The organism is Martelella alba (assembly GCF_006516955.1).
GTDB lineage: Bacteria > Pseudomonadota > Alphaproteobacteria > Rhizobiales > Rhizobiaceae > Martelella > Martelella alba.
On the sequence record NZ_VHLG01000003.1, the window covers coordinates 98002 to 123810 of the forward strand.

Sequence of the window (25809 nt, forward strand, 5' to 3'; positions counted from 1 at the left end):
TTCGTCAGGCCCGCCGTGGCAGCAAGGGGTAGCCGATCATCACTGCACGGGCAGCCAGGGCCGCCAGCCCCGCCTTGATCAGATCGCCCGGAATGAAGGCAAGGCTGGAAACGAACGCGGCTGGAAGCCCCATGCCGACACCGAATGCAAGCCAGGCCATGCCGCAGGCATAGACCACGACAATGCCGCCGATGGCCGCAGCTGCGAAAAAGCCCGTCAACTGGGCAAGCGGACGGCTATTGCTGGCAGCGCGTTCCGAGATCAGGCCCGCAACAAAGGCGCCGGGGATCCAGCCAATGAGATAGCCGACCGTCGGGCCGGCGAAGACGGCGAGGCCACCACGGCCACCCGACAGCACCGGCAGGCCGATGACAACGAGCAGGATCACCAGGAGAACGGCGAGCGTGCCGCGTTTTGCTCCAAGGATCAGGCCGGCCAGCATGACGCCCAGCGTCTGCGCGGTGATCGGTACGGGAATGAAGCCAAGCGGGATCGGCGGCAGGGCGCCAAGCGCAACGATGATGGCGGCAAACAGGGCCACGAGAACAAGATCGCGGGTGCTCATTCGGTTTTCCTTCTCTTTTGCGGGCCTCGGATGCCGCGCGCATCGATGGCGGCGGCAACCTGATCCGCATCCTTCAGGGTCAGGATCAGTAGCGGGATTATGACGCTTCCGATTTTCGGCGCAAGACCACGGGCGCGGTGTGCATCACGGATCGCGCCATAGCGGGTCAGAATTTCGGGGACAAATCGGATCACAAGGCCGACGGAAAGGCCGATATCGGCGGCGTTGACGAGGCCCATGCGCTCCAGTGGCTGTGCCCAGCGTGTGATGACATCAATGAAATCGGCAATCGTCGTCGTTGCTGTCACCGTCGCGCCGAACAGCATCAATGCGGTCAGGCGCGCGACCACGATAGCCGTCGGCACAGGGCCGGAGAAGATGAGATTGACAATACCAACCAGCAGGATCGCACCCAAAATCGGCAGCAGCCGAGCGATCGAGGCCCAGAGACCAAGCGGTAAAATGGCATAGCTTGCCAGCGCAAAGAGCAGAAAGGCACCAAGCGCAAAGGGATTGGTGCTGGCGAAAAGCGCGACCGAGAACACCACCAGCCCGGCGATTTTCACACCCGATGAAAGGCGGTGGACAATCGTATTGCCGTCGACAAAGAGCGTCTGCATCAGCCGTTCATTTCTTGGTAGCGGGCAATCACGGTTTCGGGCGCGCCGTCTGCGACGATGACGCCCTGATCGAACAGAAGTATGCGCTCCATATCAGCCATCAGAGCCAGATCATGGGAGATGACGATCAGATCTTCGGCGAGCGTGGTGATGGCGGTGCGAACTATAGCACGGTTCCTGAGATCGAGCTGATTGGTCGGCTCATCGAGAATGACAAGGGAGGGCCTGGGTGCAAGAACGGCGGCAAGGGCTGCAAGCTGCAATTCGCCACCGGATAGTTCATGGGCGCGCCGCTCGGCAAGATGGGCAATGCCGAGCCGCTCCAGCGTTTCGGAAATGCGCGCGTCGCGTTCACCTTTGGCAAGGCCATGCGCCTTCAGACCAAGGGCGATATCGTCTTTCAGAATCGGCAGGATGATCTGGTTCTGCGGGTTCTGGAAGACAAATCCCGCATCGGCCATCACCGCTTGTCGCTCTGTCACCGTATCGCGATTATTGACGGTGACGTGGCCGGAGGTCGGCACGGAAAGTCCGTTGATCAGCCGCGCGAATGTGGTTTTTCCAGAACCGTTAAGGCCGATAATGCCGATCCGACGCTCGCGAAGCGACAGGTTCAGCGGATGCAGAACTGTCCGCCCCTCAAGCGTCACGGACGCATTTTCAAAGATGATCTGCACAATCTGCCTCCAGTTCGATTGCTGCTTCTTATAGAAGTCTGCTGGCGGTTTCGATAGCCGCCAGCATCGCTTTGAACAGGCAGGCGTGGCGACACCTTCATGGATCGGGAATAGACGACGGTAGTGTTCACCTTTTGTCCGAATCGCCTTATCCTTTCTGAATGACCATAAAAATCGCCAATGAAGATGCGCGGCGCATCTTTCTCGCCCGACAGGGGCTTTGCGAGCGGATCCCGGCAGGCGCCGGGCGACAAGGGCTCTTGTCGTTGATCGAAATGCTCGGTTTCGTGCAGGTCGATTCCATCCGCACCGTCGAGCGGGCGCATGATCTTATCCTGTGGTCGCGCTTTCCCGGCTATCGCCACGCCCAGCTTGCGGGCCTCCTGGAAAAGGACCGGTCGCTGTTTGAGCACTGGACCCATGATGCGGCGATCATCCCGACGCGGTTCTATCCCTACTGGAAGCACCGTTTTGCCCGCGAGCAGGTCCGGCTTCTGGAGCGCTGGCGCAAATGGCGGGCCGCGGGTTTCGAGGAGGTCATCGAGGAAACGCTGGCGACGGTGCGCGATAGCGGGCCGATCATGGCGCGGGATCTGAAATCAGACGATCATGTTTCGGGCGGCTGGTGGAACTGGCATCCGGGCAAGACGGCTCTCGAATATCACTGGCGTACCGGAAATCTTTCCATCTGCCATCGGGTCAATTTTCAAAAGGCCTATAATCTATCTGAACGGGTGATCCCGGATGTGTGGCGAAATGCCAGTGTTGACCATGACGCCTTTGTTGACTGGGCCTGCCGCGCAACGCTGACGCGGCTCGGCTTTGCCACGCCGGGCGAGATTGCCGCCTTCTTTGATATCATCAGCCTGCAGGAGGCACGGGCCTGGGTCGAGGCCAATCATGACGGGCTTGCCGATGTCGAGATCTCGCTGGCGGAAAAGGGCAAGAGCCGGCAGGCGGTGGCGCTGGCCAATGAGATCGCCAGCCTTCACGATGTGCCGGAGCCGCCATCACGCGTCAGGGTGCTGAGTCCCTTCGACCCGCTGTTGCGCGACCGCGCCCGCATCGAGCGGCTGTTCGGCTTTTTCTATCGCATCGAAGTCTTCGTGCCGGAGCCGAAGCGGCAATATGGCTATTACGTCTTTCCGCTGCTCGAAGGCACGAAGCTGATCGGCCGGATCGACATGAAGGCGGAGCGCAAGCGGGATGTGCTGGAGGTGAAGCGGCTGTGGCTGGAGCCGGGCGTGAAGGCGAGTGCCGGGCGTCTGGCAAAGCTTGACGCCGAGCTTGCCCGGCTTGCCCGCTTCACCGGTGTTGCCCGGGTCGAATATCTTGATGGCTGGCAGCCCGGCTGATCAGTCGAGCCGGCCGGTCTGGCCGCGATCGCGCAGATAATGGTCAGCGATAGCGCAGGCGAGCATGGCCTCGCCGATCGGCACGGCGCGGATGCCGACGCAGGGGTCATGGCGACCCTTGGTTCTGAGATCGACATCATGGCCGTCGCGGTCAATCGTGCGGCGCGGTGTCAGGATCGATGAGGTCGGCTTGATGGCGAAACGCACGACAATCGGCTCGCCGGTGGAAATGCCGCCGAGAATGCCGCCGGCGTGGTTGGACAGAAAAAGCGGTTTGCCATCATTGCCCATGCGCATTTCATCGGCATTTTCCTCGCCGGTCAGTTCGGCAGCATTAAAGCCCTCGCCGATTTCGACGCCCTTGACCGCATTGATCGACATCATCAGCGAGGCGATATCCTGATCCAGCTTGGCGTAGATCGGCGCGCCAAGGCCAGCGGGCACACCTTCGGCAACCACTTCCACCACGGCGCCGACGGAGGAACCGGCCTTGCGGATGCCGTCGAGATAATCTTCCCAGACGGGCACCATCTCGGGGTCCGGGCAGAAGAAGGGGTTGTTGTCGACTTCGTTCCAGTTCCAGTTGGCGCGGTTGACCCTGTGCTTGCCGATCTGGGTCAGTGCCGCGCGATAGGTGACACCGGGCAGAACCTTTCGGGCAATGGCGCCAGCGGCAACGCGGGCGGCCGTCTCGCGGGCGGAAGAACGCCCGCCGCCGCGATAATCGCGGATGCCATATTTGACGTCATAGGTGTAATCAGCGTGGCCGGGGCGGTATTGCCGGGCAATCTCGCCGTAATCCTTTGAGCGCTGGTCGGTATTTTCGATCATCATCGAAATCGGCGTGCCGGTGGCAATCATCGTCACGCCGTCCTCGTCCATCATCACGCCCGAAAGCACCTTCACTTCGTCGGCCTCGCGGCGCTGGGTGACGAAACGTGACTGTCCTGGCTTGCGGCGGTCAAGAAAATGCTGGATTTCGGCAAGCGTGAATTTCAAACCGGGCGGGCAGCCGTCGACGACGCAGCCGAGCGCCGGACCGTGGCTCTCGCCCCAGGTGGTGACACGGAAGAGGTGACCGAAGGTGTTATGTGACATGAAAGCCTTCTCCAGCGCGGTTCCTTGATGAACGCTGCAACGCTGTAAAGCAATTGCCGCTTGAGGAAAAGGCTTTGGCGCGTGATTGGCTCAGTCGAGCCAGTCGATCGTGTTTCTGACAAGGTCGATCTTCAGCACTTTGTCCTGCGGGATATCGGCCATGGCGGCTGCATCGGGTTCAAGCCCGGCGATCAGGCGGAACATGGCACGGATCACGCCGCCATGGCAGACGCAGACTGTCGGGCCGACCACATCCTTCATCCATGCACCGATCCGCCAGGAGAGGATTTCATAGCTTTCCGCAGTGTCGCCGGGTGGAACAAAGGACCATTTGTCGTGCTCGCGCTCAGCGATCAGCTCCGGGTAATCGATCGACAGTTCTTTCAGCGTGCGGCCTTCCCAGTCGCCAAAGGAAAGCTCCTTCAGGCGATCGTCGGTGCGATAGAGCGCGGGCGTCAGCCCCATGGCGGCACGGGCGCGCTCCATGGTTTCACGGGTTCTGGACAGCGGGCTTGCAACAAAATCGAAGAGGCCGGTATCGGCACCCAGGATTGCCTTCAGCTTGACGCCATTGCCGCGGGCCTGTTCCCGGCCGGTATCGTTCAGCGGAATGTCTTTCTGGCCCTGCATGCGGGCTTCGGCGTTCCAGTCCGTCTGGCCGTGACGGATCGCGTAGATCAGCAATGTGCCTGTCCCTGTATGGTCTGGTCCGGCAGTTGCCGGTAAATTTATCATCGCTTAAAACAATTTCGGCGCGGATCAGGTTCCGCGCCGAGAAAAGGTGATCAGTCCTTGGCGACTGAAATATCCGGCGCATCGACCGACTTCATGCCGACAACGTGGTAGCCGCTGTCTGCGTGGAGGACTTCGCCGGTAATCGAGGTCGACAGATCCGACAGCAGGAAGAGGGCGGAATTGCCGACTTCTTCGATCGTGACATTGCGCTTCAGTGGCGAATTATATTCGTTCCACTTCAGGATATAGCGGAAATCGCCGATGGCGGATCCGGCCAGCGTCTTGATCGGTCCGGCGGAAATGGCGTTGACGCGGATGCCGCGACCGCCGAGATCAACCGCCATATAGCGTACACTTGCCTCGAGAGCGGCCTTGGCGACGCCCATGACGTTGTAATGCGGCATGACCTTTTCCGCACCGTAATAGGTGAGGGTGATCATTGAGCCGCCGTCATTCATCATCTTTTCGGCGCGGTGGGCAACGGCGGTGAAGGAGTACACCGAGATGTCCATCGAACGGGCGAAATTGTCACGCGAGGTGTCGATATAGCGGCCGGTCAGCTCTTCCTTGTCGGAAAAGGCGATGCAGTGCACGACGAAGTCGATCTTGCCCCAGGCGGCTTCGAGGTCATCGAAAACCTGGTTGATGGTGTCGGGGTCGGTCACGTCGCAATGGCCGATCAGCAGGGCGTCAAGCTCGGCTGCCAGGGGTTCGACGCGCTTCTTCAGGTTGTCACCCTGCCAGGTGAGCGCGATCTCCGCACCTGCATCACGACACGCTTTGGCAATACCCCATGCGATCGACCGGTTGTTGGCGACACCCATGATGATGCCGCGTTTGCCTTTCATGAGGCCGGATGCTTCAGCCATATATCGGTGCTCCTTGAGACTGTCTTCCACTTTGCCTATGGCATAGGCAGCAATGCGGTTCAAGCAGTGTGAACCCGGTGGCGATCGCTTTAGCCCCGGAAAAGCCTATTGCCAAGCCCCTGTGAATTGTGCTCACTCCCTTTGAACCTTCGGGGCGCGGATTGCTTTTGTAAGTGAGTCCTTTGAGGCAGGTTCCCTTCTTTGTCGTTGTCCTTGCGCCAGTCGTTCCGATAAGGCAACGCTTTTGTTCCAGGGAGTAGCACCATGGCTGATGTACAAGGGAACGTCGCTGATTTTACAGCGGAAAACGACCCATTCGAATTGTTCGGAAAATGGCTGAAAGACGCCGAAGCCAGTGAGGTGAACGACCCGAATGCTGTGGCGGTCGCCACTGTGGATGAGGACGGTCTGCCTGACGTTCGCATGGTGCTGATGAAGGGCTTCGATCTCGCAGGTTTCGTATTTTACACAAATTTTGAAAGCCAGAAGGGCAGGGAACTGCTCGGTCAGCCGAAGGCGGCCATGTGTTTTCACTGGAAATCGTTGCGCCGGCAGGTCCGGCTGCGCGGGCCGGTGGAGGTGGTTTCCGATGCCGAGGCGGACGCATATTTTGCCTCACGCGCCCGTGGAAGCCGAATCGGTGCCTGGGCTTCGAAGCAGTCCCGCCCGCTGGAAAGCCGTTTTGCGCTGGAAAAGGCGGTCGCCCAATATACCGCCCGCTACGGCGTTGGCGAGATTCCGCGCCCGCCCTACTGGTCAGGCTTCCGTCTGAAACCGATCGCGATCGAATTCTGGCGTGATGGCAAGTTCCGCCTGCATGACCGGATGGAGTTCCGCCGCGAAAATCCTGAAGGCGGGTGGCAGAAAGTGCGGATGTATCCCTAAAAGGGGTAGAAGCGAATATCGAAGGGAGGACGATATGGCAGTTGCAGAATTGACCGAGGCCGAGGTTGCCGCGCAGGAAGAACGGCTGACCTTTTCCGAATTTACCGAGATGACGGCTTTTGAGGTTGGCTGCCATCTCGTTGAAAAGGCGCGGGCGGAAAATGCGCCGGTGGTGATCGATATACGCACGCCCGACCGGACATTGTTCCATGCAGCCCTGCCAGGAGCGTCGCCTGCCAATGACATCTGGGCGATGCGGAAATCCAACGTCGTCTTCCATTTTCACCGTGCCTCCATGGCTATCCAGCTGATGCATGCCCGCAAGGGCACGGTGATCGGTCCTGAAATCGGTCTCGACCCGATGGATTATGCCGATCATGGCGGCAGCTTTCCGGTTCGCGTCGCCGGGGCTGGCGTCATTGCCGCCATCACCGTATCCGGTCTCGCCAGCGCCGAGGATCATGGCATGATTGTCTCGGTTCTGGAGGGGCTTGAAGGCTGATCAGACGACCGGTGGTTTTCCGCTCTGCTCGCCCGTGGTGCGTGCCCTGACCTCCGGTGAAGCAAGGCATGAGGCGAAGGCCTCATAGCCGGCGGCGCCGCGAAAGGGCGGCACGATGATGGGCGGGGCGTGGTTGGCCGGGCACAGGATCAGTGATTCGGCCGGTGTCACCGCGTCGAGATCAAGCATGGCCGTCGAGCGCGTCATCAAAAAGAGCGGCGGCGCCGATGACGGGCGTTGCCTGAGCCATGCGGCAAGCGCTTCCTGGGTCGGGTGATCGAGTGCTTCTTCAACCAGGTCCACCACCAGTGCAGATGGCTGATCCTGGCAAAGGGCAACCACGAGAGCGAAAAGTGCGGGCGATGCCGATGCGCCATCAGCAATCAGGCTGCCGACGATCGCCTCCGCGCGCTCCCTGGAGCCGGGTTCCGCCGCGATCTTGCGATCAAGACGGATCTCCAGCGCGCCGGCGAGCGCCTGCGACAGGGTGCGTAAAAAGCGGGTTTTTCCACTGCCGAGCGGCCCGGTCACCCAGGTGATCGGCTTGATTTCAGTAAGTTCGAACAGCTCTCCGTCCCATGGCCAGGGCAGGGGGAAGGCAATCGCCGGTTCGGCGCGGGTTCCTGTCAGGCGCATCACGGCGGCAATGTCAGCCCTGGCGCCTGCAGCAATCTCGCCGCGCAGATTTGCCAGCCGTGCGATCGTGTCGCTGAGATTGGCCAGTTCGCCTTCAAGCTTTATTTGCTGGCGCGCCAGTACCGGCTCAAGTTCGGCAGCGTTACCCTTCATGATGCGGCCAATGGCGGCAAGGCCAAGGCCAAGCGCGCGCAACGCCGCAATCTCGCGGGCGCGAACCATGTCCTCGGGGCCATAGACCCGCCAGCCGGACCGGTTGCGGCCGGGATGGATCAGGCCGTGCTCCTCGTACAGCCTCAGCGCCTTTATCGACGTGCCAAGCCTCAGGGCCGCTTCGGAGGGCGAGAAAAAACGAGAAGGTTGGGGCATGGAATCACTCCTGAAGGCCTGGGTCCCGTCCTTAATGCCCCCGTCCCCGGGGGGCGGGTCAAGAGGCTGATCCGGCGTCCATATTGGTCTCTACAGGACCCCACCCTTCAGGCTTTGCCGTCGCATAACGGCGCGGCCGGGCTGTCGTCATGCCTTTTTGCATCAGGATCAGCGCGAAAGGCAGGCCATTATCGTCGGTTTCGCGGCGGCGGATGCCTGAAAATCCGTGGCGGCGATAAAAGGCAATGGCGCGGCTGTTGCGGGCATAAACCTCCAGCGCCAGCTTTCCCCGCAGATTCCAGGCGTGGCCGAGAAGGGCCGTGCCGACACCGTAGCCCTGACAATGCGGATCGACAAAGAGGCCGCCGACAAAGTCGTCAATCAGCCCGATAAAACCGAGCGGCGTTTCGTCACAGGCGGCGATCCAACACTCGGTTTGCCCCAGAAAACGCTCGGCAATGATGCGCCTTTGTCTGAACAGAAGCGCTTCAGGAAGAAAATCATGCGATCGCAGGGACGCATCGTGCCAGATCCGGCACAGGGCCTCTGTGTCGGCTGCGCGAAAACGGCGAATCTCGAAAGGCTGGTGGATCATGTCAGAACAGAAAACCGGCTACGCAATACATGGCCGTATTCAGCCCCCAAAGCTGTAAAGAAACCACTAAGGCACGAAGATCCCATGGCCTGCATTTTCGGCTTGAATTTTATATAACGTGATATATAACAGGTTATATAAAAACAAAGGAGACCGGGCATGGCGGATCTTGTCAAAGAACTGGGATATCTGACCCTTGGTACGCGGCTGCGTCGCCTTGGCGAACGGCTTCAGGCGGAAACGCAGCGGATCATGGACGAAGCCGGGCTGACGATACAGGCAGCGCAATTTCCCTATCTGGCGGCTCTGGATCGTGACGGGCCGCTGAGCGTCGGTGACCTGGCCGCTTTGCTTGGCATTAGCCAGCCCGGCGTCACACGGACGCTGTCACAGCTTGCGCGGCAGGGGCTCGTGGAGACCGTTATCTCGAAGGAGGATCAAAGGCGGCGGGTTGTGGCGCTGAGTGATGAGGGCCGGGCGCTGGTGGCATTTTCCAGGGATCAGGTCTGGCCGAAGGTTGAGGCGGCGGTTCGCGGGCTTTGCCGCGATCTCGATGGCTCGCTTCTCGATCAGCTGGCAGGGCTGGAACAGGGATTGGACGGCATCTCGCTGGTGCGGCGTGCCGCGACATGGGGGCAACAGTGATGAAAATCCTTGATCGCCCCGTCTGGAATGCTCTGACGACCCGTCACGCCCACCTTGCTGAAGGCGACGGCCAGGCCCTGCGCTATCCTGCCTCCATCATCCCTTTCGCAGCAATGCGGGACGCAGATGCGCGTTCGGGGCAGTCTCTGGCCGAGATGCTAAGGCCCGGCGATACGGTCATGCTTGTCGAACATGCGCCGATCATCGTGCCGGAGAAGCTGGAAATCCTGAAGCGCGCACGGATCACCCAGATGGTCGGGGCGGTGGCCTTTGAACCGGTGCCGGATGAAAGGGTCTCGCGTCTGGGGCCAGGCGATGCTGAGGATATGCTCGAACTTGCGCTGCTGACGCGGCCTGGCCCGTTCAGCCTGCATGCGCAGACGCTTGGTCCGTTCTGGGGCGTGCGGGTTGATGGAAGGCTTGCCGCAATGGCAGGGCAGCGCATGCATGTGGATGGCTTCGTCGAACTCAGCGGTCTTTGCACCCATCCGGACTATCGTGGGCAGGGGCTGGGCGGATTATTGCTTCGCTTTGTTGCAGGCGCGATCGCAGCCGGGGGCGGTGAGGTGTTTCTGCACACCTACGCCGACAATATGGCTGCGATTAGACTGTATGAAGGGCTAGGCTTTCGCAGACGGATCGATCTCGATTCCTGCCTGGTTGAACGCCGATAGGGTACCCGCCTTCAAGCCTTGGTGCCGCCGACAGTGACCTGATCGAGCCTGAGATGCGGCTGGCCGACGCCGACCGGAACCCATTGACCAGCCTTGCCGCAATTGCCGATGCCATTGTCGAGTTTCATGTCGTTGCCGACCATGGAAACGCGCTTCATCGCGTCGGGGCCGTTGCCGATCAGCATGGCGCCCTTGATCGGCGCGCCGATTTTGCCGTTTTCGATCAGATAGGCCTCGGTGCAGGAGAAGACGAACTGGCCGGAGGTGATATCGACCTGACCGCCGCCGAAGGCGACGGCATAGATGCCCTTCTTCACCGAGCCGATGATCTCTTCCTTGGTCTTGTCGCCGCCCAGCATATAGGTGTTGGTCATACGCGGCATGGGCAGTTCCGAATAGCTCTGGCGGCGGCCGTTGCCGGTCGGGGCAACGCCCATCAGCCGGGCATTCATGCGGTCCTGCATATAGCCGGTCAGACGGCCGTTTTCGATCAGGACATTGTAGCCCGACGGCGTGCCTTCATCATCAATGGAGATCGAGCCGCGCAGGTCCGGTATTGTGCCATCGTCGACAATGGTCACGCCGGGGGCAGCGACCATCTCGCCCATCAGGCCGGAAAAGGCGGAGAGCTTCTTGCGGTTGAAGTCGCCTTCGAGGCCATGGCCAACCGCTTCATGGATCATGACGCCGGGCCAGCCATTGCCGAGCACCACATCCATGGTGCCGGCCGGCGCCTCAATGGCTTCGAGATTGACAAAAGCCTGACGCATGGCTTCCTCGGCGCCGCTCTGCCAGTCCTGACGGGCAAAAAGATCGGCAAAGCCGATCCGGCCGCCCAGACCGAAGGAGCCGGTTTCCTGCCGGTCGCCCTCGCCGACAACGACGGAGATGTTGAGCCGCGTCATTGGCCGGACATCGCCGACCCTGTAGCCATCGGCCCGCAGGATCTCGACCACCTGATGGCTGGCGGCCAGCGAAGCGGAGACCTGGCGCACGCGCGGGTCACGGGCGCGGATATAGGCATCGATCTCGCCGAGCAGCTTGACCTTGGCTTCGAATGTCGGCTCGCCGATCGGGTTTTCAGCGCTGTAAAGCTTCGTATTGGTGCCGCGCGGCGGCTCGGCATAGGTGCCGGAATAGCCGCTTGTCACGGCCTTTGCCGTTGAGGCGGCGCGTTTCAGCGCCGACATGGACAATTCGCCCGCATGGGCAAAACCGCTGGCCTCGCCAGCAACGGCGCGCAGGCCGAAGCCGTGGCCGGTGTTGAAAGAGCCGCTCTTCAGACGTCCGTCATCGAAGCTCAGGCTTTCATTCTGGGCATATTCGACATAGAGCTCGCCGTCATCGGCATCTTTCAGCGTGTCGGAAACGAGGGCACGGACGGTTTCCTCATCGGCATCGAATTGGCTGAGCAGATCGCGATCGGTCATGGCGGACTCCGGAAGTTTCAAGGGGCGTATCTCACCCATATAGGGTGTCAGGGCAGCGCATCATAGCCCTCGGCAAAACCGGTCAGGTCCACCGGGATGCCGATCATGTCTTCGTCAGCGGAAAAGCGCAGCGTGAAAATGGCTTCCTTGCCATTGCGCAGAACCTTCATCAGGTCGTCATCGATCTGCACTTCAACATAGCAGCCATCGAGATAGCAGCGCGAGAAATAGGCCTTGCCGATATTGTTCCCGTCCACATAGAGCCCCATGCCATCGGGAATGAGCACGCCAAGCGGGGTTAGGACGCGCAGCAGTTTCGACTTGCGGTCGGCGGTTTTCAGAACCGCAATCGACAGGCCGACCTCGGGACGGTCATCGGCCATGACATTCTGCATCAGGGCGCACTGGTCGATGCTGGAGCCCGGCGGCTTGTCGCAGATCAGCGACCAGGCACCGTGATTCTCCTTCACGATGCTGGTCTGGGTGGTGTTGGTGCCGGAAAGGGGCTGGCTTTGCGTGGACTGTGCATCAGTGGCGGCATTCTCGCCAGGTGCCGGCGTGGGAACCGGTGTGCTTTCCTGCGCAAAAGCCATGCCGGACAAAGCAAGGAGCGTAAGCCCGGTGAGCGCAGCACGCAGTCCGCCTGAGCTTTTTGTTGCAGGGAGCGCCCGGGCGGGGAAGCGGGAATGGCTGGCCATGATTCGAAAACGTCCTGACTTGTTGAAATGCGGCGCAATGGCGATTGCGCGAAAACGGTCTTACCAATGAATGGCGGAGACTTCAAAGCCGTTCGTGGCAGATCGGTTCGGACAATTTAGGGCAGAAAATCCGGCCTGAGACGATTTGACGCTGCAAATGGCGGCACGCTATGGCATAATTGTGACGGAGGACGTGAAATCAGGATCGCTGGAGCCGCCACAGACGCATGACAGAAGGCAGGGGATGGCCTTTCTGTGCTATATGCTGTCTGGGCCTGCTGACCCGGATACCTTGCTAGCAGTCATATGGCGATCCCGGTTTGATTGAGGTCAACTGAAGGAGGGAAAGATGATCGTATTGCGCCGGGCTTTTGCCGCCGTCGCGGGATTGGTCTGTCTTTCGGCAGCGGGATTTGCGCGGGCCGCGCAGCCGAAGCCATGGGAGACGGATCTTCAGCCGGCTGCCTCACCGATCATGCATCAGATCCGCTGGTTCGAGCATTATACGCTCTGGTTCATCGTGCCGGTGGTGCTGTTCGTGCTGGCGCTTTTGGTGTTCGTTATTTTGCGTTTTCGCGCCGGACGCGGTCATGAAGCCTCGCGGACCAGCCATCATACCGCGCTGGAAGTGGCCTGGACGATCCTGCCTGTGGTGATCCTCGTTTTTCTTGCCGTGCCCTCCTTCAAGCTTCTGGATGATCAGCTGATCATGCCGGAAGATCCCGGCCTCACAGTCAAGGCAACGGCGACGCAATGGCTGTGGTCTTATGATTATCCAGACATCGAGGATGGCGATATTTCCTATTCCTCCTATCTGCTGGCCGATGATCAGCGCGCGAAATATGGCAAGGAAAACCGGTCCATCTACCCGCGTCTGCTGGCGGTGGATAACGAGATGGTGGTGCCGGTCGGCAAGACGGTGCGCCTGCTGGTGACGGCCGCACCCACCGATGTGATTCATTCTTTCGCCATGCCTGCCTTTGGCATCAAGATTGATGCCGTGCCGGGGCGGCTGAACGAGACCTGGTTCCGTGCGGAAGCGGAAGGGATCTATTACGGACAATGTTCCGAATTGTGCGGCAAGGACCATGCCTTCATGCCGATAGCGATCCGCGCGGTGAGCGAGAACGCGTTCGAAAACTGGACCTTGGCGGCAAAGACGGATATCGATGCCGCCAACAAGGCGCTGATGGCGTCGATCAACAGCAAGAAAGGCGAGGGCCAGGTGCTGCTCGCCGACAGCGAATAGGTGTGCGGGAGGCGAGCATGGCAGGAACAGACATGACCGGCGATCACGCAGCCGACCACAAGCCGTCCTTTTTCAAGCGGTGGTTCTTTTCGACCAACCACAAGGATATCGGCACGCTTTACCTGATTTTCGCGATCTGTGCGGGCATTATCGGCGGCGCGCTGTCGGTTGCCATGCGCATGGAGCTGCAGGAACCCGGCATCCAGATCTTCCACGGTCTGGCGTCGATGCTCTACGGCTCCAGCGGCGATGCTGCGATCGATCAGGCCAAGCACCTCTACAACGTCTTCACCACGGCCCATGGGCTGATCATGATCTTCTTCATGGTCATGCCGGCGCTGATCGGCGGTTTTGCCAACTGGATGATCCCGATCATGATCGGCGCGCCGGACATGGCCTTTCCGCGGCTCAACAATATTTCCTTCTGGCTGCTGGTTCCCGCCTTCTTGCTGCTGATCCTGTCGATGTTTGTTGAAGGGCCGGCGGGCGGTTACGGTGTCGGCGGCGGCTGGACGCTCTATCCGCCCTTTTCGACAACCGGGCAGCCGGGGCCAGCGGTCGATCTGGCGATCTTCGCGCTGCATGTGGCCGGTATTTCCTCGATCCTTGGCGCGATCAATTTTATCACCACGATCCTCAATATGCGCGCGCCCGGCATGACACTGCACAAGATGCCGCTGTTTGCCTGGTCGGTTCTGGTAACAGCCTTCCTGCTGCTGCTGTCGCTGCCGGTGCTGGCGGGCGGCATCACCATGCTGCTGACGGACCGGAATTTCGGCACCACCTTCTTCTCACCCGATGGCGGCGGTGATCCTATCCTCTATCAGCATCTGTTCTGGTTTTTCGGTCACCCGGAAGTCTATATCCTGATCCTGCCGGCCTTCGGCATCATCAGCCAGATTGTCGCCACCTTCTCGAAAAAGCCGGTCTTCGGTTATCTCGGCATGGCCTATGCCATGGTGGCGATCGGCGCGGTCGGCTTCATCGTCTGGGCCCATCACATGTATACGGTTGGCCTGTCGCTGCAGACCCAGCGCTATTTCGTCTTTGCCACCATGGTGATTGCGGTGCCGACGGGGGTGAAGGTGTTTTCCTGGATCGCCACCATGTGGGGCGGCTCGATCTCCTTCCGCGCACCGATGGTCTGGGCCATTGGCTTCATCTTCCTGTTTACCGTTGGCGGTGTCACGGGGGTGCAGCTGGCCAATGCCGGTCTCGACCGTTCGCTGCATGATACCTATTATGTGGTTGCGCATTTCCATTACGTGCTGTCGCTCGGCGCGGTCTTCGGCATCTTTGCCGGCTGGTATTACTGGTTCCCGAAGATGTTCGGCTACATGTACAACGAGCGGCTCGCGATCGCCCATTTCTGGATCATGTTCATCGGCGTGAATCTGGTTTTCTTCCCGCAGCATTTCCTCGGGCTTTCCGGCATGCCGCGGCGCTATATCGATTACCCGGATGCCTTTGCCGGCTGGAACTTCGTGTCCTCGATCGGTTCCTACATTTCTGCCTTTGGGGTAATCGTGTTCCTCTATTGCGTCCTTGACGCTTTTTTGAAAAAGAGAGTGGCCGGAGCCAATCCGTGGGGCGAGGGCGCCACGACGCTGGAATGGCAGCTGTCATCGCCACCGCCCTATCATCAGTGGTCGGAGCTGCCGCGGATCCGGTAACGAAGACCATATACGGGGTTTGGGAGAGCCCTTTTTGAGACCGAGTTGAAGAGAAAAGAATGACGGTAATCGATAGTGACGCATCGCTGACATCGGCCGAGATCGGGTTTTCCGAGGCCTCACCGCGTGATTATTTCGCGCTTTTGAAGCCGCGCGTGATGTCGCTGGTCGTCTTTACCGCCTTTGCCGGTCTCTATCTGGCACCGGGCCACATCAATCCGGTGATCGGGCTGATCGCGATCCTCTGCATCGCCGTTGGCGCAGGAGCTTCGGGCGCGCTGAACATGTGGTACGACGCCGATATCGATGCGGTGATGAGCCGCACGGCCAAGCGTCCCATTCCCGCCGGACGGGTCTCGCGGCCGGAAGCGCTTGCCTTCGGCATTGCGCTTTCCTGCTTTTCGGTTGCGGTGCTGGGGCTTGCCGTCAACTGGGTTGCTGCCTTCCTGCTGGCCTTCACCATCTTCTATTACGCCGTGATCTATACGATGTGGCTGAAGCGCTCGACGCCGCAGAACATCGTCATCGGCGGTGCGGCCGGTGCTTTTCCGCCCATGGTCGGCTGGGCCTGCGTCACCGGTAATGTCTCGCTCGACAGCATCATCCTGTTTTCGATCACCTTCCTCTGGACGCCGCCGCATTTCTGGGCGCTGGCGCTGTTCAAGATGCGCGATTATGGCGATGTCGGTATCCCGATGATGCCGAATGTCGTTGGTGAGAAATCGACCAAGCGGCAGATGCTGGTCTATGCTGTGCTGACGGCTGTTGCCGGTGCGGCGCCCGCCATGACCGGGCTTGCAAGCCCGGTCTATGCGATCTTCGCGACCGTCATGGGCGCCTATTTCGTTTATGCCACCGTCAAGGTCTGGCGGATGCCGGAGGGGGACGAGAAAATGGTGCCGGCCAAGAAGCTGTTCGGCTTCTCCATCTTTTATCTCTTCACCATCTTCCTCGCGCTGATCGCCGATCGCGCGGTGATGCAGTTTGTGATGTGAGGGCACATGGTCGAAACCGTCCGGCTGAACGAGAATCAGAAAAAGGCCCGGCGCGGGCGTAATATCGCGCTGGGTCTGGTTCTGGCCGGGCTGGTGGCGCTGTTCTACATCATCACCATTATAAAATTCGGACTGACGTAAAAGGGGAATGTGCAGCCAGGGAGGAGAGAATGGCTGGAGAGACACCGGAAGAGGGCATGAAGGGCCGCAATCAGGCGGTGGTTTTCCTGTGTCTCGTCTTTGTCTTCGGCATGGTCGGCATGAGCTTTGCCGCGGTTCCGCTCTACCGCATCTTCTGTCAGGTCACCGGCTATAACGGCACGGCCCAGCGGGTCGAGCAATATTCCAACACCATTCTCGACAAGCGCATCCGCGTGACCTTCGATGCCAATGTGGCACCGGGCCTCGACTGGTCGTTCACACCGGATCAGAAATCCGTGGATCCGCGTATCGGCGAGACGGTCCGGGTCTCCTTCACCGCCGTCAATCGCGCAACGGCGCCGGTCACTGGGCAGGCGATTTTCAATGTCACGCCGCTGTCAGCCGGGGCCTATTTCAACAAGGTCGAATGTTTCTGTTTCACCGAGACGGTGTTGCAGCCGGGCGAAACACTCGACATGCCGGTGGTTTTCTTCGTCGATCCGGCGATTGCCAGCGCGCCGGAGACCAAGGATATCCGCGTTCTGACACTGTCCTACACCTTTTTTGAGCATGCAGGTACCACGAGTGCTGCGGCAAAGCCGGAGCGGTCGGCGGCGGCACTTTGAGAGAAAATGCGCGGGGGGATTGAAAGGCCGGGAAATTCAACGCACTCTGCTTTTTTAAGGGAGAGGCAGGAGAAGAGGGACGGGGACAGATGGCTGAGGCAAAGAACCACGACTATCACATTATCGAGCCGAGCCCGTGGCCGCTCGTCGGCTCCATCGGCGTGTTTCTGACCGCCTTTGGCGGTGTCTGTTTCATGCGTTACCTGAGCGGCAGCTCGTTCAAGCTTCTGGGGCTGGAACTGGCGCAGCCCTGGATCCTGCTGATGGGGATCGTCGTTGTCGGCTATGTCATGCATGGCTGGTGGTCGGATACGATCCGCGAGGGGCAGGAGGGGCATCACACGCCTGTTGTCTCGCTGCATCTGCGCTATGGCATGATCATGTTCATCGCCTCGGAGGTGATGTTCTTCGTTGCCTGGTTCTGGGCCTTTTTCGATGCCTCGTTGTTTACCGGCGAAGCTATTCAGGCGGCGCGCGTCGAGGCCACAGGCGGCACCTGGCCGCCAGCGGGCATTGCGGTCATCGATCCCTGGCATTTCCCGCTTTACAACACCATCGTGCTGCTCTTGTCGGGAACAACGGTCACCTGGGCGCATGGTGCGCTGCTGAAGGGCGACCGCAAGGGCCTCATCCAGGGGCTGACGCTGACTATTCTGCTCGGCGTTCTGTTTACCTGTGTGCAGGCCTTTGAATATTTCGAAGCGCCGTTTGCCTTCAAGAACTCCATTTATGGCGCAACCTTCTTTATGGCGACCGGCTTTCACGGGGCGCATGTCATCATCGGCACGATCTTTCTGTTCGTCTGCCTGATGCGTTCACTCAACGGAGCCTTCACGCCGGAGAAGCATTTCGGGCTGGAGGCGGCAGCCTGGTACTGGCACTTTGTCGATGTCGTCTGGCTGTTTCTGTTTTTCGCCATCTATATCTGGGGCGGCTGGGGTGCGACGCTGGCGGAGACCGGACATTGACTGTTTGAAACCTGAAAGGTGAGATTGTGGAGTTTTCGGAAGAAAAATCGGCGGCCGGTGGGCGTTATGTCACCGTCGTCGACGGTCATGAGGCGGAGATGCATTATTCCCGCGCTTCCGAAAAACTGATCATCATCGATCATACCGGCGTGCCGGATGCGTTGCGCGGCCTCGGTGTCGGCGTGGCGCTTGCCGAACACGCCGTGGCTGAGGCGCGCGCCGGCGGCTGGAAGATCTTTCCGCTCTGCCCCTTCTTCAAGGCGCAGAGCCTGAAACATGCCGAATGGGATGATGTGATTTCCGGCGGGCCTGTCCGCAAACAGGCTTAAGGGGCGGGGCATGGCGGAGCATGGAACAGGAAAGCTCTCGCCATTTTCGACCGGCCTTGCCGGGCGCTGCCCGAAATGCGGCAGGGCCGGCATGTTTTCGGGCTTTCTGACGCTCAAACCGCGCTGTGAGGCCTGCGGGCTTGACTATGGCTTTGCCGACAGCGCCGATGGTCCCGCCGTGTTTGTCATTCTGATTGTCGGCTTCATCGTTATCGGCCTGGTTCTGTGGGCGGAGGTCACCTATCAGCCGCCACTCTGGCTGCATGCCGTCATCTTCCTGCCGCTGGCCGTGCTTCTGTCGCTTGGCGGCCTGCGGCTTGCCAAGGGGCTGCTGATTGCGCTGCAGTTCCATCACCGGGCGGGCGAGAGCTGGCGGGACGATGGCCGTTAGCCTGGTCCGAAGCCGGTTCTGGAAGGTGGCCGGGCTGGGACTTGCCCTGATCGCCTTCGTGTCGCTGATCCTGCTTGGCAACTGGCAGCTTCGCCGTCTCGCCTGGAAGGAGGATCTGCTCGCAACGATCGAGGCTCGGCTTGCCGCCCCACCGGTGCCGCTGGCTGATATCGAGGCCATTCATGCGACAGGCGGGGATATCGAATATCGCCCTGTCACGGTTTCCGGCACTTTCGAACATGATGGCGAGCAGGACTATTTCGCCACATATGAAGGCCAGTCAGGCTATTACATCTACACGCCGCAGCGGCTGGCAGATGGTCGCGCCATTTTCGTCAATCGCGGCTTTGTCCCCTTCGATCGGAAGAACAGAGCCAGCAGGGCGGAAGGCGAGGTTTCAGGTCCGGCCATCGTGACAGGTCTGGCGCGGGGAGCGCCGCAACGAAAGCCATCCTTCCTTGTGCCGGAAAATGATCCGGCACAGAATATCTTTTACTGGAAGGACCTTGCGGCCATGCGACAGGCTGCGGGGCTGGATGCGGCTGAGACCGTGCCCTTCTTCATCGATGCCAATGATGCGCCAAATCCGGGTGGCCTTCCGGTTGGCGGGGTGACGCGGATTTCCTTTCCCAATGATCACCTGCAATATGCCATCACATGGTATGGACTGGCCGTCGCGCTCGCTGTGACTGTCGCGCTTCTATACGGGCGGGGACGGCGGTCCTGAACGGTTGTTTTCACCCGGTCTTGCGTCTAAATGTGTCTGCGAACGGGGTTGTCCCCGATTGAGCATTCAAGCCAGGCAGGTCCGATGACAACATCAGCCGAAAATCCGGCGCTTACCATTCGCCTTTGCGGCCCGCGCGGTTTCTGCGCCGGGGTCGACCGCGCCATCCAGATTGTGGTGCTGGCGCTGAAGCGTTATGGCGCGCCGGTCTATGTCCGCCATGAGATCGTGCATAATCGCTATGTGGTCGAGGGGCTGGAGCAGAAGGGCGCAATCTTTGTCGAGGAGCTTGATGAGATACCGGCCGAGCACCGTGATCAGCCGGTGGTCTTTTCCGCCCATGGCGTGCCGAAATCGGTGCCCGCCGATGCGCAGACCCGCAATCTTTTCTATCTTGATGCAACCTGCCCGCTGGTCTCCAAGGTTCACAAGCAGGCCATGCGGCATGAACGCCTCGGCCGCCATGTCATTCTGATTGGTCATGCCGGGCATCCGGAAGTGATCGGCACGATGGGGCAATTGCCGCAAGGGGCGGTGTCGCTGGTGGAAACCGTTGCCGACGCCGAAGCCTATCAGCCGGAAGATCCCGACAATCTTGGCTATGTGACCCAGACGACATTGTCGGTGCAGGACACGGCGGAGGTGATTGCGAAACTCTCCGAGCGCTTTCCGAATCTGACGCCGCCATCGGCCGATTCGATCTGCTATGCGACGACAAACCGGCAGGAAGCGGTTTCGGCCGCCGCTCCGGGCTGTGACCTTTTCATCATTGTCGGTGCGCCGAATTCCTCCAATTCCAGGCGGCTTGTCGAGGTGGCGTCCCGTGCCGGTGCTGTGCGCTCCATGTTGGTGCAGCGTGCCTCAGAGCTTGATTTTGATGCGATCGGGCCGATCAAAACGCTTGGCATTTCCGCTGGCGCCTCGGCGCCGGAAGTGGTCGTGAACGAAATTATCGAGGCCTTCAAGGCACGTTTTGCCGCGAAGGTGGAGCTTGCCGTGACGACGGTCGAGGACGAGCATTTCCTCGTCAATCGCGAGCTGCGCGATGTCGAACTGACCGTCGATGATATGGCCTTTGTGAACGGAAAATAATCCTGTGGCTGTCTATACCGAAATCAACGAGGTCGATCTCAAGGACTTCCTCAAAGCCTATGAAGCGGGTGAGCTTCTGTCCTTCAAGGGCATTGCCGAAGGCGTCGAAAACTCCAATTTCCTGCTGCACACCACCAGCGCACCGCTGATTCTGACGCTGTATGAAAAGCGTGTCGATGAGGGCGATCTGCCCTTCTATCTCGGGCTGATGCAGCATCTGTCGGATCGCGGCCTGTCATGCCCGTTGCCGCTGCCGCGTGCAGACGGGGCGCTTTATGGCCGGCTTTGCGGCCGTCCGGCGGCGCTGATTTCCTTTCTTGAAGGCATGTGGCTGAGAAGGCCCGGCGCTGAACATTGCCATGAGCTTGGCATGGCGCTGGCGAAAATGCATCTCGCCGGGCAGGATTTTGCCATCCGGCGCGAGAATGCCTTGTCGCTGAAGGGCTGGGTTGAACTGTGGGACAAGGCCGGCCCACGCGCCGATGAGATGCAGAGCGGGCTGGAACAGGAAATTTCCGAGGAGCTTGCCTTTCTTGAGGATCGCTGGCCGGTCGATCTGCCGGAAGGCGTGATCCATGCCGATCTGTTTCCCGATAATGTCTTCTTCATCGGCGACAAGCTTTCGGGCCTGATCGACTTCTATTTCGCCTGCAATGATTTTCTCGCCTATGATCTGTCGATCTGCCTCAATGCCTGGTGCTTTGAGAAGGATGGGGCTTTCAACGTCACCAAGGCGCGGGCGCTGATTTCCGGTTATCAAAGCGTGCGTCCGCTATCGGATGCCGAGGTTGAGGCCCTGCCGCTCCTGTGCCGCGGGTCGGCGCTGCGGTTTTTTCTGACCCGGCTTTACGACTGGCAGATGACGCCGCCTGGCGCCTTCGTGGTCAAGAAGGATCCGCTGGAATATCTGCGCTATTCGCGCTTTCATCGCTCGGTTGCCCATGCCAGCGAATACGGGCTGGAGTGATCATGAAAGAAGTCGAGATTTTTACCGATGGCGCCTGTTCCGGCAATCCCGGTCCCGGCGGCTGGGGCGCGATCCTGCGTTATGGCGAGAAAGAGCGGGAGCTTTTCGGCGGTGAAGCGGAGACCACCAATAACCGCATGGAACTGATGGCGGCGATTGAATCGCTGAAAGCCCTGAAAGAGCCCTGCAAGGTCGCGCTTTATACCGACAGCGTCTATCTGAAGGACGGGATTTCCAAGTGGATCCATGGCTGGAAGAAAAATGGTTGGAAAACCGCCGCAAAAAAGCCGGTCAAGAATGTTGAGCTCTGGCAGGCGTTGGAGGAACAACGAAACCGGCATGATGTCGATCTGCACTGGGTCAAGGGCCATGCCGGCCATGACGAGAATGAACGCGCTGATGAGCTGGCGCGCAAGGGCATGGAGCCCTACAAGAAATAAGCGGGTCGGTGTGATCTGTTGAAACGGACGGTGCGGGGGCACTGTCGGGGGAGGAACTATATGATACTGCATTGCGTTTTCATCCGCTTCAGGCCGGAAATCGACCGGGCTGCGAAGGCGGAGATCTATCATGAGATCGAGATGCTGGGGCCGCTTGTTCCCGGCATGATCGGGGTCAAGGCCGGCGAGAATGTCTCACCGGAGGGGCTCCATTGCGGCTATGATGATGGTTTCATCGTCACCTTTGAAGACGCCGCCGCCCGCGATGCCTATCTGGTGCATCCGGCGCATAAGGAGGTCGGTGCAAAAATCGTTGCCGCCGCCGTCGGCGGCACGGCCGGTCTTCTGGTGTTCGATCTGAAGGCCTGATCAGGCAAGGCTGCGGGCAAGCATCCGGCCCAGCGGCAGAAGCGCAAACCGCCAGGATAAGCGGATGGCCCTGAAGCCGAACCAGGCGGCCCCTGCCAGCCAGGTCAGGAAGGTCGCGCTCCATCCGGCCGCCGCCGTCACCCAGCCGAAACCGGCAATGGCGCCGGAGCCGAGCAGGGCCAGTACCGCGCGGAACCTCTTGCTGAAGCCGGAGGATAATTTGCCAAGCTTGGCAATATCGGCCGGTTTGTCGGCAATCTTCAGCACGTCGGTCCCGGCGCGCACACCGTTCTTGGTCATCACCGTACCGAGTTCTGTTGCGGATTTCTGCATGGTGGAAAGCGGTGCAGCATTGAAGGCACCAGTGGCCACCTTGCTGGCGCGCGAGAAATCTCCGGCCTTCAGCAGCGGCAGCGTCTCGCCAAGCGCCTTGGTGTTGACGGTTCTGGTGGAAAGCCGCGCAAAGGATTTCAGCAGCGATTTGTTGATCTTGCCTGCCTTGCCAGCCGCCTTGATGGCGGCAACGCCGAGCCGTGGCGGCGAGGCTGTACCCACCGAGAGCATGACCGCGCCGGTCATCGTCAGGCCGGCAATGGACAGGCCGAGGATCAGCGGGTCGAAATGTTCGCCATTGAGATAGGCCTCGCCCTGCATGAGAATGTCACGGACATCGCCGATAGTGGTGAAATCAAGCGCTACTGCGCCTGCAAGCCCTGCTGCGCTGTCGGCCTTGCCGGTGATCGCGCCGTTCCAGATTTCGCCGAGCTGGTAGGAGAGCCCGCTTTTCCCCGCCGTTTCGGTGTCAACCCGGTCGAGAAGACTGCCGGGAAGCATGACATCGCGTTGGTCTGCCAGATCAACAAGGCTTGCCGCAAGGTCGGTGTCGCCGTCCTGAAGTGCCGCGTCAATGGCGGTTTCATAATCGGCGGGCGTGAGGCGGGCCAGGCGGATATCGGCGAATTTCACCGGATCCTCACGCGCGGCAATGAGCTGAAAGGTCTCGATCCCGTTGGGGACGACATAGGGTGCGGAAATCACAAGAACGGCGGCAAGTCCGGCTGCCAAGCTGCGCTTGACCTTTGCTGTCCGTAGCGTTTCTCTGATGGATCGCACTGTCATGCGTGGCCCGTCGATTGCCCCTGTCCCTTATTCAAATGTTATAGGCAAAAAGCGGCGGGCTTGCCAATGGCGACGGCGGCCCTTCTTCACGGGCCGCCGCGTCTCATTCAAAGTTGGCCGAGAATGGTGGCAGCGGCCGAAACCGTTGCCTGGCCGGAATTTTCCTCGACATTCAGCTGCTTGACCACGCCGTCTTCAAGCAGCATGGAGAAGCGCTTGGAGCGGATGCCGAGTCCGCCGCCGGAAAGGTCGAGTTCCATGCCGATGGCCTTGGTGAAGGCGCCATCGGGATCGGCGAGGAAGCGGATCTTGCCTTCACCGCCGGTTGCTTTCGCCCAACCGCCCATGACGAAGGCGTCGTTGACGGAAATCACGGCGATTTCATCAACGCCGCGTGCCAGGATCGCATCGTAGTTTTCCAGATAGCCCGGCAGGTGGTTCAAAGAGCATGTCGGGGTGAACGCGCCCGGCACGGCAAACAGGACAGTCCGCTTGCCCTTGAAAACCTCGCTGCTGGAAAGCTTGACCGGCCCGTCTTCGGTCTTTTCCATCAGCGTGACGTCGGGAAGAGTGTCTCCAATTGCGATTGCCATCGCTTCAATCCTTTTCGGTTATGAAAAACTGCTGAGCGGAGTCTAGAATTGCGTCCTGCTAAAAACAAGCGGGCATTCGCGGCGATCTCGTGTCATTCCTTTGCTGCGGTTACAACACCGATGATCGGGCCGAGCGGAAACAGCCGGTCGTTGCGGCCGAGCTCTGGCGCATAGAGGCTCGAGATCGTGCCATCGAGAAACAGCGCATTGTCGCAGCCAAGGTCATCGCGGAAGACGAGCGCGAAATCGTAAAAGCGTACCGCCTGGCGCGAGATCACAAAGACGAGCTTGCCATCGGCATTAACGCCGACGCCATTGCGGCGCTTGAAGCTGTCGCTGTCAGGCAGAAACCGCGGGTGAAGCTTGCCGTCAATGACCAGCATCGGACCTGATTGCGTGGCAAAATCGGCTTTGAATCCGGAGGCAAGATAGGCTCGGGTTTCCTCGACCACGGCCTTGCCGCCGCCAAGGGCAAAAACACCGTTTGGCAGCAGATGAAAATTGCCATAGCCTTTGCGTGTCGAAGCGGGTTTCGACTGAACGCCGTTTTCGACATAGAGCCCGATCGGCTTGCCATCATCGTCAAACATGCCGCCATTCATGGCAAAGGCGAGCTCAAACCCTTGAGACGAAAGCACTTTTTCGACATTGTTGAAAGACCGATAGGGCATGCCTCCGGCGTCGAGACTGAAAAGCCTGATATCATCGCTTGCCGGATCAAAGGTGCAGACGATGTAGTCAAGGCCGTTGTAGCGCTCATTGTCGCATGCCGCCTTGGCCGGTGTGACACCGACTAGCAGCATGGTCAGAAAGCCGAGCCATCCCGCCAGCCATGCCGATTGGTTGAAGTGCCAGGTCCTCGCCATGCGATCGTCCCTCAGGCCCGGATTTCAGTTCTGTTGCGGTGCTTGCGTCAGCGAAAACGCAGCTTCCATCGCCCGTCCGTCGCTCTTGGCAAGCAGTTGCCATGCGCCATCATCAGCCTTGAAGGGGGAGGGGATGTCGGTGAGTGGTATCGTGACGCGATATTGGCCATCATCACCCCATATGCCGTCTGGCGCTTCGATGACAAAGCCTTTCGAATTGGCGAGGATAAGCTGAGGTAGCGTTGCGTTTCCGGCGTTCGGCATCACCAGAGCGATGGCGATGGAACTGTCCTTAAGCGTTGCGCTTTTCACCGCAAAATCGGCGGAGGGGTTTTCCGGAAGGGTGCTCCTGGCGGCAGCCATGATGGCCTGCAGCACCGGCGTTGCGCTGTAGCTTTCGCTGTCCGGCGCAATGTTGAAATCGGCCTGGAAGGGAATGCAGATATCGTGACAAAGCCCCAGAAAGACAGAAACATCAAGGGATGGCAGCGTGCCGGCGTCAGCGGTGAGTGTCAGCGGAAAGGTGACCGGTGCGTTATAGCCCATATCCCAGCCGCCGGCGATATTGAGTTTTTCGGGGACGGGGAAATCGATCTGCTGAAGCGCAGCGCCGTCGCTGCCGGTGACTGTCACGCTGGGCGGAATGCCGCTGTCGCCCGGCTCGCGCCAATAGGTGATCCAGCCGGGCTCCGGTTCAACCTGCAAGGCGGCACGGATCGTGCCGTCCTGTTCCGGCGGTAAAACGATAATTCGCGCCCTTCCGCCAGCATCCGAGACCCAGTCGGTCGGTGCGGCAAAAGCAGGTGCGGCTGCGGCTAAACACAGGCAGAAGGTCGAGGATAAGCGGAGGACAAGATTTTTTTTCATCGCGATCGTTTACAGTGCACTTTTGTTTTCTGCCACTCTGTGTG

The 25809-nt window shown here is 59.9% G+C and carries 32 protein-coding genes; 18 read left to right on the forward strand and 14 right to left on the reverse strand.

Annotated features, from left to right (window positions below; genetic code table 11):
- Window positions 1-4: 4 nt before the first annotated feature.
- From FJU08_RS06880 to FJU08_RS06890, 3 genes are read right to left on the reverse strand one after another with little or no spacing between them, the layout of a single operon-like run.
- Complete coding sequence (locus tag FJU08_RS06880; protein WP_141148246.1) at window positions 5-565, reverse strand: biotin transporter BioY; 561 nt, start codon at window positions 563-565, stop codon at window positions 5-7.
- Window positions 562-1185: an energy-coupling factor transporter transmembrane component T family protein gene (locus tag FJU08_RS06885; RefSeq protein WP_141148247.1), complete on the reverse strand. Its 624-nt coding sequence runs from the start codon at window positions 1183-1185 to the stop codon at window positions 562-564. Before FJU08_RS06885 ends, FJU08_RS06880 begins: the two co-directional genes overlap by 4 nt.
- On the reverse strand, window positions 1185-1862 hold the full coding sequence (locus FJU08_RS06890) for an energy-coupling factor ABC transporter ATP-binding protein (protein WP_141148248.1): 678 nt from the start codon (window positions 1860-1862) through the stop codon (window positions 1185-1187). Before FJU08_RS06890 ends, FJU08_RS06885 begins: the two co-directional genes overlap by 1 nt.
- A gap of 161 nt (window positions 1863-2023) precedes the next feature.
- Here FJU08_RS06890 and FJU08_RS06895 point away from each other — a divergent pair, with 161 nt between their 5' ends.
- Window positions 2024-3217: a winged helix-turn-helix domain-containing protein gene (locus FJU08_RS06895; RefSeq protein ID WP_141148249.1), complete on the forward strand. Its 1194-nt coding sequence runs from the start codon at window positions 2024-2026 to the stop codon at window positions 3215-3217.
- On the opposite strand, the gene aroC is transcribed toward FJU08_RS06895, so the two are convergent.
- The 3 genes from aroC to fabI form a co-directional block, all read right to left on the reverse strand.
- Window positions 3218-4315: a chorismate synthase gene (aroC, locus tag FJU08_RS06900; protein WP_141148250.1), complete on the reverse strand. Its 1098-nt coding sequence runs from the start codon at window positions 4313-4315 to the stop codon at window positions 3218-3220.
- Between the two features lie 90 nt (window positions 4316-4405).
- On the reverse strand, window positions 4406-4999 hold the full coding sequence (locus FJU08_RS06905) for a histidine phosphatase family protein (RefSeq protein ID WP_141148251.1): 594 nt from the start codon (window positions 4997-4999) through the stop codon (window positions 4406-4408).
- A gap of 101 nt (window positions 5000-5100) precedes the next feature.
- Window positions 5101-5919 (reverse strand): enoyl-ACP reductase FabI, encoded by an 819-nt coding sequence (fabI, locus tag FJU08_RS06910; RefSeq protein ID WP_141148252.1) that lies wholly within the window; start codon window positions 5917-5919, stop codon window positions 5101-5103.
- 264 nt (window positions 5920-6183) lie between these two features.
- On the opposite strand from fabI, the gene pdxH reads away from it, so the two are divergent.
- Together pdxH and FJU08_RS06920 are read left to right on the forward strand one after the other, a co-directional pair.
- Window positions 6184-6804 (forward strand): pyridoxamine 5'-phosphate oxidase, encoded by a 621-nt coding sequence (gene pdxH / locus FJU08_RS06915; RefSeq protein ID WP_141148253.1) that lies wholly within the window; start codon window positions 6184-6186, stop codon window positions 6802-6804.
- A gap of 34 nt (window positions 6805-6838) precedes the next feature.
- Window positions 6839-7306 carry a heme-degrading domain-containing protein gene (locus FJU08_RS06920; protein WP_141148254.1) on the forward strand — a complete coding sequence of 156 codons (468 nt, stop codon included), beginning with the start codon at window positions 6839-6841 and terminating at the stop codon, window positions 7304-7306.
- On the opposite strand, the gene FJU08_RS06925 is transcribed toward FJU08_RS06920, so the two are convergent.
- Window positions 7307-8311: a MerR family transcriptional regulator gene (locus FJU08_RS06925; RefSeq protein ID WP_141148255.1), complete on the reverse strand. Its 1005-nt coding sequence runs from the start codon at window positions 8309-8311 to the stop codon at window positions 7307-7309.
- 58 nt (window positions 8312-8369) lie between these two features.
- On the reverse strand, window positions 8370-8906 hold the full coding sequence (locus FJU08_RS06930; RefSeq protein WP_141148256.1) for a GNAT family N-acetyltransferase: 537 nt from the start codon (window positions 8904-8906) through the stop codon (window positions 8370-8372).
- 159 nt (window positions 8907-9065) lie between these two features.
- Here FJU08_RS06930 and FJU08_RS06935 point away from each other — a divergent pair, with 159 nt between their 5' ends.
- Both FJU08_RS06935 and FJU08_RS06940 read left to right on the forward strand, forming a co-directional pair.
- Window positions 9066-9551, forward strand: a complete 486-nt coding sequence (locus FJU08_RS06935; RefSeq protein WP_141148257.1) for a MarR family winged helix-turn-helix transcriptional regulator — start codon at window positions 9066-9068, stop codon at window positions 9549-9551.
- Window positions 9548-10225, forward strand: a complete 678-nt coding sequence (locus FJU08_RS06940) for a GNAT family N-acetyltransferase (RefSeq protein ID WP_141148258.1) — start codon at window positions 9548-9550, stop codon at window positions 10223-10225. The genes FJU08_RS06935 and FJU08_RS06940 overlap by 4 nt, the downstream gene beginning before the upstream one ends.
- An 11-nt stretch (window positions 10226-10236) precedes the next feature.
- On the opposite strand, the gene tldD is transcribed toward FJU08_RS06940, so the two are convergent.
- Both tldD and FJU08_RS06950 read right to left on the reverse strand, forming a co-directional pair.
- Complete coding sequence (tldD, locus tag FJU08_RS06945) at window positions 10237-11655, reverse strand: metalloprotease TldD (RefSeq protein WP_141148259.1); 1419 nt, start codon at window positions 11653-11655, stop codon at window positions 10237-10239.
- A gap of 47 nt (window positions 11656-11702) precedes the next feature.
- Complete coding sequence (locus FJU08_RS06950; RefSeq protein ID WP_141148598.1) at window positions 11703-12248, reverse strand: invasion associated locus B family protein; 546 nt, start codon at window positions 12246-12248, stop codon at window positions 11703-11705.
- Between the two features lie 454 nt (window positions 12249-12702).
- Between FJU08_RS06950 and coxB the strand changes: the two genes are divergently transcribed.
- From coxB to FJU08_RS07015, 13 genes are all read left to right on the forward strand, one after another.
- Complete coding sequence (coxB, locus tag FJU08_RS06955) at window positions 12703-13602, forward strand: cytochrome c oxidase subunit II (protein ID WP_141148260.1); 900 nt, start codon at window positions 12703-12705, stop codon at window positions 13600-13602.
- Window positions 13603-13619: 17 nt separating this feature from the next.
- Window positions 13620-15275 (forward strand): cytochrome c oxidase subunit I, encoded by a 1656-nt coding sequence (gene ctaD / locus FJU08_RS06960; RefSeq protein ID WP_141148261.1) that lies wholly within the window; start codon window positions 13620-13622, stop codon window positions 15273-15275.
- 59 nt (window positions 15276-15334) lie between these two features.
- On the forward strand, window positions 15335-16270 hold the full coding sequence (locus tag FJU08_RS06965) for a heme o synthase (protein WP_141148262.1): 936 nt from the start codon (window positions 15335-15337) through the stop codon (window positions 16268-16270).
- Window positions 16271-16276: 6 nt separating this feature from the next.
- Entirely contained in the window at window positions 16277-16411 is a 135-nt protein-coding gene (locus FJU08_RS23190; RefSeq protein WP_141148263.1) for a hypothetical protein, read from the forward strand.
- A 29-nt stretch (window positions 16412-16440) separates the two neighbouring features.
- On the forward strand, window positions 16441-17037 hold the full coding sequence (locus FJU08_RS06975) for a cytochrome c oxidase assembly protein (protein WP_141148264.1): 597 nt from the start codon (window positions 16441-16443) through the stop codon (window positions 17035-17037).
- Window positions 17038-17126: 89 nt separating this feature from the next.
- Window positions 17127-18005 (forward strand): cytochrome c oxidase subunit 3, encoded by an 879-nt coding sequence (locus FJU08_RS06980; protein ID WP_141148265.1) that lies wholly within the window; start codon window positions 17127-17129, stop codon window positions 18003-18005.
- Between the two features lie 26 nt (window positions 18006-18031).
- On the forward strand, window positions 18032-18334 hold the full coding sequence (locus tag FJU08_RS06985; protein ID WP_141148266.1) for a GNAT family N-acetyltransferase: 303 nt from the start codon (window positions 18032-18034) through the stop codon (window positions 18332-18334).
- 10 nt (window positions 18335-18344) lie between these two features.
- Window positions 18345-18725 (forward strand): DUF983 domain-containing protein, encoded by a 381-nt coding sequence (locus FJU08_RS06990; protein WP_141148267.1) that lies wholly within the window; start codon window positions 18345-18347, stop codon window positions 18723-18725.
- Window positions 18715-19452, forward strand: coding sequence for an SURF1 family protein (locus FJU08_RS06995; protein WP_141148268.1), 738 nt, complete (start codon window positions 18715-18717; stop codon window positions 19450-19452). Before FJU08_RS06990 ends, FJU08_RS06995 begins: the two co-directional genes overlap by 11 nt.
- 84 nt (window positions 19453-19536) lie before the next feature.
- On the forward strand, window positions 19537-20544 hold the full coding sequence (gene ispH / locus FJU08_RS07000) for a 4-hydroxy-3-methylbut-2-enyl diphosphate reductase (protein WP_141148269.1): 1008 nt from the start codon (window positions 19537-19539) through the stop codon (window positions 20542-20544).
- 4 nt (window positions 20545-20548) lie between these two features.
- The gene (locus FJU08_RS07005) at window positions 20549-21511 is read left to right on the forward strand and encodes a homoserine kinase (protein WP_141148270.1); all 963 of its coding nucleotides are present in this window, start codon (window positions 20549-20551) and stop codon (window positions 21509-21511) included.
- Window positions 21512-21513: 2 nt separating this feature from the next.
- Window positions 21514-21951 carry a ribonuclease HI gene (rnhA, locus tag FJU08_RS07010; RefSeq protein WP_141148271.1) on the forward strand — a complete coding sequence of 146 codons (438 nt, stop codon included), beginning with the start codon at window positions 21514-21516 and terminating at the stop codon, window positions 21949-21951.
- A 60-nt stretch (window positions 21952-22011) separates the two neighbouring features.
- Window positions 22012-22320, forward strand: coding sequence for a Dabb family protein (locus tag FJU08_RS07015; RefSeq protein WP_141148272.1), 309 nt, complete (start codon window positions 22012-22014; stop codon window positions 22318-22320).
- Here the strand turns inward: FJU08_RS07015 and FJU08_RS07020 are convergent, their stop codons facing one another.
- From FJU08_RS07020 to FJU08_RS07035, 4 genes are all read right to left on the reverse strand, one after another.
- Window positions 22321-23385: a hypothetical protein gene (locus tag FJU08_RS07020; protein ID WP_141148273.1), complete on the reverse strand. Its 1065-nt coding sequence runs from the start codon at window positions 23383-23385 to the stop codon at window positions 22321-22323.
- A 161-nt stretch (window positions 23386-23546) separates the two neighbouring features.
- A complete protein-coding gene (locus FJU08_RS07025) occupies window positions 23547-24032 on the reverse strand; it encodes a peroxiredoxin (protein ID WP_141148274.1) in 486 nt (161 codons plus the stop codon).
- Between the two features lie 92 nt (window positions 24033-24124).
- The gene (locus tag FJU08_RS07030; RefSeq protein ID WP_141148599.1) at window positions 24125-24835 is read right to left on the reverse strand and encodes a phosphodiester glycosidase family protein; all 711 of its coding nucleotides are present in this window, start codon (window positions 24833-24835) and stop codon (window positions 24125-24127) included.
- A gap of 87 nt (window positions 24836-24922) precedes the next feature.
- Entirely contained in the window at window positions 24923-25765 is an 843-nt protein-coding gene (locus tag FJU08_RS07035; protein ID WP_141148275.1) for a protein-disulfide reductase DsbD domain-containing protein, read from the reverse strand.
- Window positions 25766-25809 lie beyond the last annotated feature (44 nt).

What these genes read in the sequence shown, in the direction of transcription:
- FJU08_RS06895 (WP_141148249.1), top strand. Translation starts at nt 2,024, where the DNA reads ATGACCATAAAAATCGCCAATGAAGATGCGCGGCGCATCTTTCTCGCC.
- FJU08_RS06975 (WP_141148264.1), top strand. Translation starts at nt 16,441, where the DNA reads ATGGCTGGAGAGACACCGGAAGAGGGCATGAAGGGCCGCAATCAGGCG.
- FJU08_RS07015 (WP_141148272.1), top strand. Translation starts at nt 22,012, where the DNA reads ATGATACTGCATTGCGTTTTCATCCGCTTCAGGCCGGAAATCGACCGG.
- FJU08_RS06885 (WP_141148247.1), bottom strand. Translation starts at nt 1,185, where the DNA reads ATGCAGACGCTCTTTGTCGACGGCAATACGATTGTCCACCGCCTTTCA.
- FJU08_RS06950 (WP_141148598.1), bottom strand. Translation starts at nt 12,248, where the DNA reads ATGGCTTTTGCGCAGGAAAGCACACCGGTTCCCACGCCGGCACCTGGC.
- fabI (WP_141148252.1), bottom strand. Translation starts at nt 5,919, where the DNA reads ATGGCTGAAGCATCCGGCCTCATGAAAGGCAAACGCGGCATCATCATG.
- FJU08_RS06980 (WP_141148265.1), top strand. Translation starts at nt 17,127, where the DNA reads ATGGCTGAGGCAAAGAACCACGACTATCACATTATCGAGCCGAGCCCG.
- FJU08_RS06935 (WP_141148257.1), top strand. Translation starts at nt 9,066, where the DNA reads ATGGCGGATCTTGTCAAAGAACTGGGATATCTGACCCTTGGTACGCGG.
- FJU08_RS07030 (WP_141148599.1), bottom strand. Translation starts at nt 24,835, where the DNA reads ATGCTGCTAGTCGGTGTCACACCGGCCAAGGCGGCATGCGACAATGAG.
- FJU08_RS06920 (WP_141148254.1), top strand. Translation starts at nt 6,839, where the DNA reads ATGGCAGTTGCAGAATTGACCGAGGCCGAGGTTGCCGCGCAGGAAGAA.
- FJU08_RS07035 (WP_141148275.1), bottom strand. Translation starts at nt 25,765, where the DNA reads ATGAAAAAAAATCTTGTCCTCCGCTTATCCTCGACCTTCTGCCTGTGT.
- FJU08_RS06995 (WP_141148268.1), top strand. Translation starts at nt 18,715, where the DNA reads ATGGCCGTTAGCCTGGTCCGAAGCCGGTTCTGGAAGGTGGCCGGGCTG.
- pdxH (WP_141148253.1), top strand. Translation starts at nt 6,184, where the DNA reads ATGGCTGATGTACAAGGGAACGTCGCTGATTTTACAGCGGAAAACGAC.
- rnhA (WP_141148271.1), top strand. Translation starts at nt 21,514, where the DNA reads ATGAAAGAAGTCGAGATTTTTACCGATGGCGCCTGTTCCGGCAATCCC.
- FJU08_RS06925 (WP_141148255.1), bottom strand. Translation starts at nt 8,311, where the DNA reads ATGCCCCAACCTTCTCGTTTTTTCTCGCCCTCCGAAGCGGCCCTGAGG.
- FJU08_RS07025 (WP_141148274.1), bottom strand. Translation starts at nt 24,032, where the DNA reads ATGGCAATCGCAATTGGAGACACTCTTCCCGACGTCACGCTGATGGAA.
- FJU08_RS06990 (WP_141148267.1), top strand. Translation starts at nt 18,345, where the DNA reads ATGGCGGAGCATGGAACAGGAAAGCTCTCGCCATTTTCGACCGGCCTT.
- FJU08_RS06930 (WP_141148256.1), bottom strand. Translation starts at nt 8,906, where the DNA reads ATGATCCACCAGCCTTTCGAGATTCGCCGTTTTCGCGCAGCCGACACA.
- aroC (WP_141148250.1), bottom strand. Translation starts at nt 4,315, where the DNA reads ATGTCACATAACACCTTCGGTCACCTCTTCCGTGTCACCACCTGGGGC.
- coxB (WP_141148260.1), top strand. Translation starts at nt 12,703, where the DNA reads ATGATCGTATTGCGCCGGGCTTTTGCCGCCGTCGCGGGATTGGTCTGT.
- ispH (WP_141148269.1), top strand. Translation starts at nt 19,537, where the DNA reads ATGACAACATCAGCCGAAAATCCGGCGCTTACCATTCGCCTTTGCGGC.
- FJU08_RS06965 (WP_141148262.1), top strand. Translation starts at nt 15,335, where the DNA reads ATGACGGTAATCGATAGTGACGCATCGCTGACATCGGCCGAGATCGGG.
- FJU08_RS23190 (WP_141148263.1), top strand. Translation starts at nt 16,277, where the DNA reads ATGGTCGAAACCGTCCGGCTGAACGAGAATCAGAAAAAGGCCCGGCGC.
- FJU08_RS06880 (WP_141148246.1), bottom strand. Translation starts at nt 565, where the DNA reads ATGAGCACCCGCGATCTTGTTCTCGTGGCCCTGTTTGCCGCCATCATC.
- tldD (WP_141148259.1), bottom strand. Translation starts at nt 11,655, where the DNA reads ATGACCGATCGCGATCTGCTCAGCCAATTCGATGCCGATGAGGAAACC.
- ctaD (WP_141148261.1), top strand. Translation starts at nt 13,620, where the DNA reads ATGGCAGGAACAGACATGACCGGCGATCACGCAGCCGACCACAAGCCG.